The organism is Pseudoflavonifractor sp. An184, from assembly GCF_002160305.1.
GTDB lineage: Bacteria > Bacillota > Clostridia > Oscillospirales > Oscillospiraceae > Lawsonibacter > Lawsonibacter pullicola.
Genome location: NZ_NFKI01000016.1, coordinates 1 through 12,120 on the forward strand (window position 1 = coordinate 1; position 12,120 = coordinate 12,120).

Here is a 12,120-nt window from a genome sequence, read left to right on the forward strand (position 1 = left end):
TGCCTTGCAGAGCAAGGCGTTCAGCGAGCGCAGCGAGGACTTTTCCGCCGCGCAGCGGCGGGAAAGTAACGGCATTTTTTCAGGCTGTCGGAAAAGTCCTTGGACTTTTCCGACAGCCTGAACAGCCGCCCGCAGGCGGCTGTTTTCGGATCTGCTTCAACTGGCTCAGAAGCGGCAGTACAGGGCCGTCCTCACTGGTCGGCCACCGCCTTGCGCATCCACCGGCCGCTCCTCACCCGGGACAGGGAGACCGCCGCGCCGATGGCCCAGCCGGCGGGGATGGACCACCAGATGGCGTTGGCCCCCAGGGGGGTGAGGTAGGCCAGGGCGTAGGCGATGGCCACCCGGGAGAACAGGTTGGCCATGGAGCTGAAGGTGAAGGCCGCCATGTCGCCCGCCCCCCGGAGCATCCCGTTGGGGACGAACAGCAGGCCCATGAGGATGTAGAACACCGACACCGTGTGCATATAGGCCAGACCGTAGCCCAGCGCCCCCGAGGTGTCCCCCGGGTCCAGGAACAGCCCCAGCAGCTGGTTGCCGAACAGGAAGATCAGCACGGTGATGGTCAGGGAGAACACCACCACCATAAAGAGGGAGGCCTTCAGCCCCTCCTTCACCCGCTCGTACTTGCCGGCCCCGATGTTCTGGGCGGTGTAGCTGGACATGGCGTTGGAGAAGTTCATGTTGGGCAGCATGGCCAGCGTGTCGATTTTGGTGGCGGCGGTGTACCCGGCCACCAGCACCTTGCCGTAGGAGTTCACCAGCCCCTGCATCATCATCATGGACAGGGAGACCAGGGACTGCTGGAGCATGGAGGGCAGGCCGATCCGGGCGATGCGCTTCACCGCCAGCATGTGGAACAGTGGGATCTTCTCCCTCTGCCGCCCCGGCTCGCAGGGCATGCGCTTCAGCCGCCGGATGAGCACCAGCAGGGAGCACACCGCGCACATTCCCTGGGCGATGAGGGTGGCCCAGGCCACCCCGGCCACCCCCATGTGGAACTGGATCACAAAGACCAGGTCCAGCACGATGTTGGTCAGGCTGGAGATCATCAGAAAGAGCAGAGGGGTGCGGCTGTCCCCCTGGGCGTTGTAAATGCCGTTGAGGGTGTTGTAGAGAAACAGGAACACCGCCCCGCCGAAGTAGATCTGCAAGTACAGACGGGAGTCGTCCATGATGTCCGGGTCGGTGCCCAGCAGCTGCAGCAGGGGACCGGCCAGCACGGTGCCCAGGGCCATGATGATGAGTCCCAGCACGCTCAGGGAGATGATGGCGGTGGAGATGGTGGACTTCATCTCATGGATGCGCCCCGCCCCGAAGAGCTGGGAGACCACCACGTTGCTGCCCATGGACAGCCCCGAGGCCACCGCCACCGACAAAAACACAATGGGGAAAGAGGAGCCCACGGCCGCCACCGCGTCCTCCCCCACGAACTTCCCCACCACCATGGTGTCCACCATGTTGTACAGCTGCTGGAACAAGTTGCCCGCCACCATGGGCAGGGCAAAGAAAAACAGCAGCTTCAGGGGCCGCCCCTCCGTCAGATTTTGAACCATATCCTCTCTCCTTTTCTCAGGTTCTCCGCCTCCGGCGGACCGGAGCCGTTTTTAGGGTAAGAGGTATTGTATACCGGAAGCGGGAAAAAGTCCATTCGGGGATCCGGAAAAAGGAGAAAATTTTTGCCCCAGGCCTCCGGTGCGGTTTCCTGTTTACTCCCGGCGGATTTTGCGGTAAAATGGGGGAGCATGCAGACACGGAGAGGAGGAGAAAGCCATGGCACAGCTGCTGATCCCGGGGAGCATTCTCGCTATGACCGACCAGGCGGCCGACCGCCTGATCAAGCTGGACAGCGGGGACGCGGCCCTGCTGTACCTGCACCTGCTACGCCGGGGGAGCCCGGAGGGGCTGCGCTGGCCGGAGGAGCGGAAGCGCGCCGCCCTGAAGCAGCTCCAGGACCAGGGGCTGGCCTCCCTCTCCCTCACCGCCGCTCCGGCGGAGCCGGAGGAGCCCCCGGAGGCTCCGCCCCCGGAGTACGCCCTGGAGGACATCAACGCCGCCCTGGGGGACCGGAGCTCCGCCTTCCCCGCCCTGGCCGACGAGGTGGAGCGGCGGCTGGGCAAGAAGCTCACCGCCAACGACCTGAAGGTGCTCTATACCTTATATGACCACCTGGCCCTGCCGGCCGAGGTCATCTGCCTGCTGGTGAACTGGTGCATCGAGGAGATGGAGCGCAAGTACGGGCCGGGAAGAAAGCCCTTCCTCTCCCAGATCCGCCGGGAGGGGTTTGTCTGGGCCCGGAAGGGCATCGACACGGTGGACGCGGCGGAGCAGTACCTCCAGAAGCTGGTCCGCCTGCGGGGCCGGGGGGCCCAGGTGCTCCGGCTGCTGGACATCCCGCCCCGGCCCCTGGTGGAGCGGGAGAAGAAGTACATCGCCGCCTGGGATGAGATGGGCTTTGACGACGAGGCCCTGCGGGCGGCCTATGAGCGGACCATTATGAAGAAGCAGTCCCTGGACTGGAGCTATATGAACGGCATTCTCCGCCGGTGGCACGAGAAGGGGCTCCACACTCTAGCGGCCATCCAGGCGGGGGACCGGGACCCCAGGCCGGTCCAGGCCGCCCCCGTCACCTCCCAGAGCCAGGCGGCCGCCAGCCGGGAGGACCAGCGGGCCCGGGAGGACATGGAGCGCATCCGCCGCCTGATGGAACAGATGAAGCAGGAGGAGTGAGCAGATGGCATACGATCCCAACATCCTGCGCCGGGCCGCCGCCCGGCTGGAGGAGCAGAAACGCCAGCGGGAGGACCGGCGGGAGGAGCTCCGGCGGAAGGCCTACGCCAGGGAGCCCCGGCTGGCCCAGCTGGACCGGCAGCTCCAGCGGACCATGGCCGAGCTGGCCTCCGCCTCCCTGCGCCAGGGGGGGGACATGCGCCAGACCCTCCAGGCCGTCCGGGACAAGAATCTGGAGATCCAGCAGGAGCGGGCGGTGCTGCTGGGGGCCCTGGGCCTGCCCGAGGACGCCCTGGACGACAAGCCCGCCTGCCCCAAGTGCGGGGACACCGGCTGGCGGGGGGCCCAGATGTGCGAGTGTCTGAAAAAGCTGTGCGCCCAGGAGCAGATCCAGGAGCTGTCCAAGCTGCTGGATTTGGGGGAGCAGTCCTTCGACGCCTTCCGCCTGGACTATTACAGCGACCAGCTGTGGCCCGGCCGGGCCTCCTCCCCCAGGACCAACATGGACCTGGTGTACGAGGTGTGCCTGAACTACGCCCAGAAGTTCGGCCGCTTCCACTTTAAAAACCTGTTTCTCACCGGGGCTCCCGGCCTGGGCAAGACGTTCCTGTCCGCCTGCATTGCCCGCAGCGTGTCGGAGCAGGGGTTCTCTGTGGTGTACGACACGGCGGGGAACATCTTCGCCCAGTTTGAGAACCGGAAGTTCCAGCGGGACGCGGAGGGGGTGCAGACCGCCCGGGACGAGACCCGGCGGTACCTCAACTGCGACCTGCTGATCCTGGACGACCTGGGCAGCGAGCTCACCACCCAGTTCACCCAGTCCGCCCTGTACGAGCTCATCAACACCCGGCTGGTGAGCGACCGGCGGACGGTGATCTCCTCCAACCTGACCCCTGAGGACGTGGTGCGCCGGTATACGCCCCAGATCTCCTCCCGCCTGCTGGGGGAGTTCTACATCCTCCACTTTTTCGGGGACGACATCCGGCTGCTCAAGCGGAAATAGGCAGGTTGCTTTTCCCACTGGGTTGGGGTATGATACAAGTTGTGAAAGCGAGACCGCAAGGGAGGTTTTTCAAGATGCGGGACGGATTTGTAAAGGTAGCGGCCGGCACCCCCAAGATCCGGGTGGCCGACTGCCGCTATAACGCGGAACAGATATTTACCCTCATGCGGGAGGCGGACAAGCAGGGGGTGCGGGTGCTGTGCCTGCCCGAGCTGTGCCTCACCGGCTACACCTGCGGGGACCTGTTTCTCCAGGACACCCTGCTCCGGGGGGCCGAGGAGGGCCTGAAGACCATTCTGGAGGCCACCCGGAACCTGGATATGGTGGCCGCCTTGGGCCTGCCGGTGCGGGCCAACAACAAGCTCTACAACTGCGCCGCCGTCATCCACAAGGGACAGATTCTGGGCCTGGTGCCCAAGACCCACATCCCCAACTACGGGGAGTTCTATGAGAGACGGTGGTTCGCCTCCGCCGCGGACAGCAGCTTCCTCGACTGCACCATGGAATTCGCGGGCCAGGAGGTCGTGGGGCTTTCCCCCTACCAGATCTTCAGCTGCAACATGCCCAATCTGGTCCTTGGGGTGGAGATCTGTGAGGATCTTTGGGTCGCCGATCCCCCTTCCACACGCCTATGCGCCCAGGGGGCCACGCTGATTCTGAATTTGTCCGCCAGCGACGAGGTGGTGGGCAAGGCCGACTACCGGCGGCAGCTGGTGACGGGCCAGTCCGCCCGGCTGGCGTGCGGCTATGTGTACGCCGACGCGGGGGAGGGGGAGTCCTCCACCGACCTGGTGTTCGGCGGCCACAACCTGATTGCCGAAAACGGCTCCCTGCTGGCGGAGCGGCGGTTTGCCACCGGCCTCACCGTCAGCGAGATCGATGTGGACCGGCTGGCTTATGAGCGCCGGCGCATGACCACCTTCCCCGCCGGGGGAGAGTATGCCTACTCCAACTATTTCGAGCTGGAGCTGGGCAAGACCAAGCTCACCCGGTATGTTTCCCCCAACCCCTTCGTGCCTGAGGACGCGGGGGACCGGGCGGAGCGGTGCAACGAGATTCTGAAAATCGCCGCCCTGGGCCTGACCAAGCGCCTGGAGCACACCCGGGCCAAGACCGCCGTGGTGGGCCTGTCCGGCGGCCTGGACTCCACCCTGGCCATTCTCATCACCGCCGTGGCCATGAAGCTGCTGGACCGGCCGGCCAGCGACATCATCGCAGTGACCATGCCCTGCTTCGGCACCACCGACCGCACCCGGGACAACGCCATGGAGCTGGCCGAGCGCCTGGGGGCCACCCTGAAGCGCATCGACATCGGCGAGGCGGTGAAGGTCCACTTCAAGGACATCGGCCAGTCCATGGAGGACCACTCCGTCACCTTTGAGAACGGCCAGGCCCGGGAGCGCACCCAGGTGCTCATGGACATCGCCAACCAGACGGGCGGCATGGTCATCGGCACCGGCGACCTGTCCGAGCTGGCCCTGGGCTGGGCCACCTACAACGGCGACCACATGTCCATGTATGCGGTGAACGCCGGCATCCCCAAGACCCTGGTGCGCCACCTGGTGTCCTTCGTCTCCGACGACAAGGGCAGCGAGGACCCCAGGCTGTCCGCCGTGCTGGACGACATTCTGGATACCCCCGTCTCCCCCGAGCTGCTGCCCGCCGTGGGGGGCAAGATCAGCCAGAGGACCGAGGACCTGGTGGGGCCCTATGAGCTCCACGACTTCTTCCTGTACTACGCCATCCGGTGGGGCTTTTCGCCCAAGAAGGTGTTCCGCCTGGCGGAGTACGCCCTGGGGGACCGGTACGACCGGGACACCATGCTCAAGTGGCTGAACAACTTCTACCGCCGGTTCTTTACCCAGCAGTTCAAGCGCTCCTGCCTGCCCGACGGCCCCAAGGTGGGCTCCGTCACCCTGTCCCCCCGGGGCGACTGGCGGATGCCGTCCGACGCGGTGGCGGCACTGTGGATGGCAGAGCTGGAAGAATTGCAGTAGCCTTTCCCCAGTCGCCCCGGCCCGCGAAGCGGGCCCGCGCCGAAGGCGCGTCCAAGCGTTTTCGCCATGGGCGAAAACCTTGCCGCAGGGCGGATTCACTCCGCCCGAGGATTTCAAATATCCGGGTCCCCACGGAACGCGGAGCGTTTCGTGGGGCGACTGGCGGATGCCGTCCGACGCGGTGACGGCACTGTGGATGGAGGAACTGGAAAGTTTGCATTAACGGAGAGCGTTTCGCCGCTCCGGCGGCGAGTTTCTTTCTGGATACCCAGAAAGAAACCAAAGAGGCACCAGGGGGCAGGCTCAGATGAGCGCTCCGCGCTCATATTCGCCCGTCCCTATCCCCTCTGGCCTTCGGCCATCTCCCCTTGATAAGGGGAGTCGGCCCCTGGACCCCCGTTTTACGGGGGCCGCCAATTAGGCAAACTAACCCGTCGTCGCAAAGGCGCGGGCGGACAGGGGATTGGTTTCCGGTCTATTACCGCTGCCGCTGAGTTCTCGGTAACCTTTGGGTTGTGGTTCTATCGGTTGGGAGCGCGCCTTTGGGGCCGGTGGGGCTCAAGTGCCGCGGCGGGGGACGGCGAAGACGGAGGCATGTTCGGATTCCGGTAGGGGCGAATTCCCGTTGTGGCGGGCGGCCACATGGGGCCGCCCCTACGGCAGAAATCATACCGGGAACGTTGGTTCGGCAAAGCCAGGCGCACTCCTTTAACCGCACCAGTTCTAATTTTTGCAAACCCAGGGCCCAGTGGCCCGGCGGGAATTTAGAGCGTTACTCAGATTTTTGCGCGCCGGAAATGCCGCACAACCTATCAGGAGGGCGTCCTCCGTAACGGGGTCCGGGGCCGACTCCCCCTGTCAGGGGGAGATGTCGAGCGTAGCGAGACAGAGGGGGTAGGGTGGCGGCCTATGGACCTAGGCGGAACAGAGTGGAGCCGTAGTCCATCGGACGCGTCCCCGGGGGCGTTTTGGTTCCTTTGCCGCCATGGGCAAAGGAACTCGCCGCCCGCAGGCGGCGAAATCCTCCTATCTGAAAACAGCAAATACGAAACCTGGGTATTCTTACCCCATGAAAAAGGATGTCATACCATTGAATCTCTATTTCGATCTGTTTCTGACCTTTGCCAAGGTGGGCGTGTGCACCTTCGGCGGAGGATATGCCATGCTCCCCATCCTCCAGCGGGAGGTGGTGGAGAAGAAGGGCTGGGCCACCGAGGAGGAGCTCACCGACTACTTTGCCATCGGCCAGTGCACCCCCGGCGTCATCGCCGTCAACACCGCCACCTTCATCGGGCAGAAACACCGGGGCAACCTGGGGGGGACTATTGCCACCCTGGGGGTGGTGTTCCCCAGCCTGGTAATTATCACCATCATCGCCGCCTTTCTCACCAACTTTGCGGAGATCCCGGTGGTCCAGCACGCCCTGGCCGGCATCAACGCCGCCGTGGTGGCCATGATCGCGGTGAGCGTCCTCAAGCTGGGCAAGAGCACCGTGAAGGACGCCCCGTCCGTGTGCATTTTCCTGGCGGTGCTGGTTCTGTCCGAGCTGGGCGGGCTGCTGGGAGTGGATGCCGCTACCCCCCTGGGTCAGGCGCTGGACCTCCTGTCCTCCCCGGCTGTGCTGGTGGTGCTGGCCGGCATCACAGGGCTGCTGCTGGCCCGCCTCTCCGGAAAACAGAAGAGAGGGGGTGAGGAGAAGTGATCTTCCTGCGCCTGTTTTTTGAGTTTTTCAAAACCGGACTGTTCTCCATCGGCGGAGGCCTGGCCACCATCCCCTTCCTCCAGGACATGGGAGAGGCCACCGGCTGGTTTACCAACCAGGAGCTGACCACCATGATCGCCGTGTCCGAGTCCACCCCCGGCCCCATGGGGGTGAATATGGCCACCTATGTGGGCTACCACATGGGCTGCAACACGGTGCTGGGACCCGCCGGAGGGATCCTCGGGGCGGTGATTGCCACCCTGGGCCTGGTGGCCCCCTCCATCATCGTCATTCTCATCATCGCCCGCTTCCTCCAGAAGTTCCGCCACAGCAGGACGGTGGAGGCCGCCTTCCAGGGGCTGCGTCCCGCCTCCACCGCGCTGATCGTGGTGGCCGGACTGAGCGTGGCCTTCTCCGTCTTCTTCGGGCTGCCCAGCGTGTCCTTCACCGGCATCACTGGCGTGGAGTGGAAGGCCGTAGTTCTGGCCGCGGCGGTGTTCGCGGCCATGAAGTGGTCGCCCCTGAAGAAGCTCCACCCCATCTGTTTCATCCTGTCCGCCGCCGTCATCGGCGTGGTCTTCCAGTTTTAAGGGGAGCGGGAGAAAACCCGATCCCTTCCCATGAAACTCCAGCCCGGGCGGGCCGCGAAAGAGGCGGTCCGCCCGGATTCTTTTCATAGATTTTTCTTGAATTGCCCGCCGGGGCTGTGCTATACTAACACCGTGAAAGTCCGCGCTTCTTCCCGCCCCGGCGGGAGGGAGAAATATGGCGCAGAAAGGATGTGGAGCCTCCATGGAAGGCCGAAGTCGCCATCGGGAGCAAAAAGATTGCTGTCACGAACGGAACGCGGCGGAGCCGAGTCCAGAGGCTCCTGCTCCCGCCGCCTGACGACCCACCAGGGGAGCGGCCTGGCCGGAGCGGTCCGGCCCCGGTCCCGTGGTGCGCTTTTCCCGTTTGTAACAGCCACAGGCGCGAGGCGCCCTGTGGTTTTTTTGTGTCCCGCTTTCACCCAACCGTTCAGATCAATTTGAAAAGGGGAGAGCCTGATGCAAGAGAAATATGAGCTGGAACAGCTGATGGAGCTGGTCCAGACCAAACAGTTCCGCAAGCTGCGCTCCATTCTCATGGAGATGAATGAGGTGGACGTGGCCGAGTTCCTGGATGAGCTGGGACCGGAGGAGACCATCCTGGTGTTCCGCCTGCTGCCCAAGGAGCAGGCCGCCGAGGTGTTCGCCGAGCTGGAGGACTCCGACGACCAGGAGCGGCTCATCAACGCCCTGAACGACAAGGAGCTGCGGGAGGTGCTGGACGAGCTGTACCTGGACGACACGGTGGACGTGATCGAGGACATGCCCGCCAACGTGGTCTCCCGTATCCTGCGCAACAGCGACCCTGCGTCCCGCAGCCAGATCAACCAGCTGCTCAACTACCCCAAGGACTCCGCCGGCTCCATTATGACCACGGAGTACGTGTTCCTCCACCCGGACGCCACGGTGGAGGAGTCCTTCGCCCGCATCCGCAAGGAGGGCATGGACAAGGAGACCATTTACACCTGCTATGTCACCCAGAACCGGGTGCTGCTGGGCGTGGTCACGGTGAGACGGCTGCTCCTGTCCGCCTATGAGACCAAGATCCGGGACATTATGGAGACCAACGTCCTGTCCGTCAACACCCACGACGACAAGGAAGACGTGGCCCAGATGCTCAACAAGTACGACCTGTCCGCCATCCCCGTGGTGGACGGGGACAACCGTCTGGTGGGTATCGTCACCTTCGACGACGCCATGGACGTTATCGAGGAGGAGACCACCGAGGACTTCGAGAAGATGGCCGCCATCCTCCCCTCGGACAAGCCCTATCTGAAGACCGGCGTCTTTGAGACCTGGCGCTCCCGCATCCCCTGGCTGATGCTGCTGATGCTGTCGGCCACCTTCACCGGCATTATCATCACGAAATTTGAGAGCGCCCTGGCCGCCTGCGTGGTGCTCACCTCCTTTATCCCCATGCTCTCGGGCACCGGCGGCAACTCGGGCTCCCAGTCCTCGGTGGCGGTCATCCGCGCCCTGTCTCTGGACGAGATCGACTTCTCGGATCTCATCGCCGTGGTGTGGAAGGAGAGCCGGGTGGCGGTGCTGTGCGGGGTGTGCCTGGCCTGCGCCAACTTCGTAAAAATGATGGTTGTGGACCGGTGGCTGATGAACAACCCGGCGGTCACCCCCATGGTGGCCCTGGTGGTGTGCCTCACCCTGGTGTTTACCGTGCTGTGTGCCAAGGTGGTGGGCTGCACCCTCCCCATGGCGGCGGAGAAAATCGGCATTGACCCGGCGGTGATGGCCTCCCCCTTCATCACCACCATCGTGGACGCCCTGTCCCTGCTCATCTACTTCTTCTTCGCCACCCAGCTGCTGGGGGTCTGACGGCGGGCGGGTCTGGGACCCGCCCCTACGAGAGTCCAAGGGCAGTTCCAGGTTTGCCGTAGGGGCGGCCCTTGGGCGGCTTCCCCCTTGTAGGGGGAAGCTGTTAGCCGGAAGGCTGACTGATGAGGGTGGGCATCTAGGTTCCATCTCCCTCTGACAACCGCCCCCTCATCCGTCACGACCTGCGGTCGTGACACCTTCCCCCCCTGAGGGGGGAAGGCTATTTTGCACCAGGAGCGTTGGCTCGGCAAACCCAGGCGCAGTTGGTGAACCGCAGCAATTCTAAATTTTGCAAACCCAGGCCCCCAGTGGGGCCGGGTTAAATTGCAGGCAAGCACTCCTGATTTTGCGCGCCGGAAATTCTGTTTCGACCAAACAGGAGGGCATCCCCCGTAACGGGGGCCCGGGGTGTGGACGAATATGGGCACGCAGTGCCCATCCTGAGTCCACCCCCGGCGGCGTTTTGCCTACTTTGCCGCCGCGGGCAAAGTAGGTCGCCGCCCGAAGGCGGCGAAATTCCTATGCATAAAAATCTCCCCCATGAGGTGATTTTCCCATGAACCGCTATGAGACGCAGCTCCGGGCCCTCCGGGCCGCGTTTCCCTATACCATCCCCATTTTTGCCGGCTTCTGGTTTCTGGGTCTGACCTACGGCATCTACATGAACGTGTCCGGCTTCTCCTTCGTCTACCCCATGCTTATGAGCCTCACCATCTTCGCCGGGTCGGTGGAATTCATCACGGTGAACCTGCTGCTGGGGGCCTTCAACCCCCTCCAGGCCCTGTTTCTCACCCTGATGGTCAACGCCCGGCACCTGTTTTACGGGCTGTCCATGCTGGACAAGTTCCGGGGGCTGGGCTGGAAGAAGGTCTACTTAATCTTCGGCATGTGCGACGAGAGCTTCTCCATCAACTACACCGCCCAGATCCCTCCCGATGTGGACCGGGGGTGGTTCATGTTCTTCGTCACTCTGCTCAATCACTTCTACTGGTTTTCCGGCTCCACCCTGGGGGGCGTCTTCGGGGGGCTCATCCAGTTCAACACCGAGGGGCTGGACTTTGTGATGACCGCCATGTTCGTGGTCATTTTCCTGGAGCAGTGGCTCAAAGACAGGGACCACACCAGCGCCCTGGTGGGGCTGGCCGCCTCGGCGGCCTGTCTGGTGTTCTTTGGACCGGACGACTTCATCATCCCGGCCATGCTGGCCATTCTGGGGGTCCTCACTCTGCTGCGGGGGACCCTGGAGCGGAAGGGGGCGCTGGCATGACCCTGACACAGCAGATCATCACCATCGCCATGGTGGTGCTGGGAACCATGATCACCCGCTTTCTTCCCTTTCTGATTTTTCCCGCGGGGAAGGAGACCCCCAAGTACATCCAATATGTGGGCAAGGTGCTGCCGGCAGCGGTGTTCGGCCTGCTGGTGGTCTACTGTCTGCGGTCGGTGGACCTGTTCTCCGGCAGCCGCGGCCTGCCCGAGGCCATCTCCATTCTCCTGGTTGTGGCCCTCCACCTGTGGAAGCGGCAGATGCTGCTGTCCATCGCCGGGGGCACCGTGTGCTATATGCTGCTGGTGCAGCTGGTCTTTTGACGGCTCCCAGCCCTGAGACGAGAGAAAAGGAGGCCCTTATATGGCGGACAATACCGGAATCCACCCCCTGCGCTCGCTGAAAAGCGGTGTATCTCTGATCCTGGCCGGCGTGGCGCTGGCGGCGGTGTGCTTCGGCGCGGGCTTCTTCACCGGCGGCCGCTCCCAGGAGGCGCCCCAGCTGTCCTCCGTCACCGTGGAGCAGCAGCTCCAGCAGATCAGCCAGCTGGCCACCACCCGGTACGCCTACACCAACATGGGGCAGTTTGAACGGGGCAGCGACTTCTATGGAATCCGTATCCCCTTCACCACCAGCCGGTTCATTGTGTCATACAGCGGGGTCATCACCGCCGGTGTGGACCTGAGCCAGGCCCGGGTGGAGGTGACCGGCGAACAGGTGACCGTCACCCTTCCAGCCGCCCAGATCCTCTCCCACGAAATCGATCCGGACAGCCTGGAGGTCTTTGACGAGACCCGCAGTATCTTCAACCCCATCACCATTCAGGACTACAACGGCTTTCAGGCCGATCAGCAGGGCGTGATGGAGGAGAAGGCCCTTCAGTCCGGCCTCCTCACCCAGGCCCAGGACCAGGCGGAGGCGGCGGTGACCGGGCTGCTCACCCCCCTCCTGAACGAGGGGCAGGCCCTAGAGGTCCGGACGGCAGAGGCGGAGACATAACAAAA

At 63.9% G+C, this 12,120-nt stretch carries 10 protein-coding genes; 9 read left to right on the forward strand and 1 reads right to left on the reverse strand.

Annotation, left to right across the window (positions count from 1 at the left end; all coding sequences use genetic code 11):
• Window positions 1–191: 191 nt before the first annotated feature.
• A complete protein-coding gene (locus B5F19_RS07220; RefSeq protein ID WP_087289410.1) occupies window positions 192–1,556 on the reverse strand; it encodes an MATE family efflux transporter in 1,365 nt (454 codons plus the stop codon).
• Window positions 1,557–1,773: 217 nt separating this feature from the next.
• Here B5F19_RS07220 and B5F19_RS07225 point away from each other — a divergent pair, with 217 nt between their 5' ends.
• The 9 genes from B5F19_RS07225 (at window position 1,774) to B5F19_RS18245 (ending at window position 12,115) form a co-directional block, all read left to right on the forward strand.
• On the forward strand, window positions 1,774–2,730 hold the full coding sequence (locus tag B5F19_RS07225) for a DnaD domain protein (RefSeq protein WP_087289412.1): 957 nt from the start codon (window positions 1,774–1,776) through the stop codon (window positions 2,728–2,730).
• Between the two features lie 4 nt (window positions 2,731–2,734).
• Window positions 2,735–3,733 carry an ATP-binding protein gene (locus tag B5F19_RS07230; RefSeq protein WP_087289414.1) on the forward strand — a complete coding sequence of 333 codons (999 nt, stop codon included), beginning with the start codon at window positions 2,735–2,737 and terminating at the stop codon, window positions 3,731–3,733.
• 74 nt (window positions 3,734–3,807) lie between these two features.
• Window positions 3,808–5,730, forward strand: a complete 1,923-nt coding sequence (locus B5F19_RS07235) for an NAD(+) synthase (protein ID WP_087289416.1) — start codon at window positions 3,808–3,810, stop codon at window positions 5,728–5,730.
• A gap of 1,090 nt (window positions 5,731–6,820) precedes the next feature.
• On the forward strand, window positions 6,821–7,432 hold the full coding sequence (locus B5F19_RS07240; protein WP_087289418.1) for a chromate transporter: 612 nt from the start codon (window positions 6,821–6,823) through the stop codon (window positions 7,430–7,432).
• Window positions 7,429–8,022: a chromate transporter gene (locus B5F19_RS07245; RefSeq protein WP_087289420.1), complete on the forward strand. Its 594-nt coding sequence runs from the start codon at window positions 7,429–7,431 to the stop codon at window positions 8,020–8,022. Before B5F19_RS07240 ends, B5F19_RS07245 begins: the two co-directional genes overlap by 4 nt.
• A gap of 456 nt (window positions 8,023–8,478) precedes the next feature.
• Complete coding sequence (gene mgtE / locus B5F19_RS07250; RefSeq protein ID WP_087289422.1) at window positions 8,479–9,849, forward strand: magnesium transporter; 1,371 nt, start codon at window positions 8,479–8,481, stop codon at window positions 9,847–9,849.
• Between the two features lie 556 nt (window positions 9,850–10,405).
• A complete protein-coding gene (gene azlC / locus B5F19_RS07255; RefSeq protein ID WP_087289423.1) occupies window positions 10,406–11,116 on the forward strand; it encodes an azaleucine resistance protein AzlC in 711 nt (236 codons plus the stop codon).
• On the forward strand, window positions 11,113–11,439 hold the full coding sequence (locus tag B5F19_RS07260; protein ID WP_087289425.1) for a branched-chain amino acid transporter permease: 327 nt from the start codon (window positions 11,113–11,115) through the stop codon (window positions 11,437–11,439). The genes azlC and B5F19_RS07260 overlap by 4 nt, the downstream gene beginning before the upstream one ends.
• 40 nt (window positions 11,440–11,479) lie before the next feature.
• Entirely contained in the window at window positions 11,480–12,115 is a 636-nt protein-coding gene (locus B5F19_RS18245) for a DUF4230 domain-containing protein (protein ID WP_087289427.1), read from the forward strand.
• Window positions 12,116–12,120: the final 5 nt, after the last annotated feature.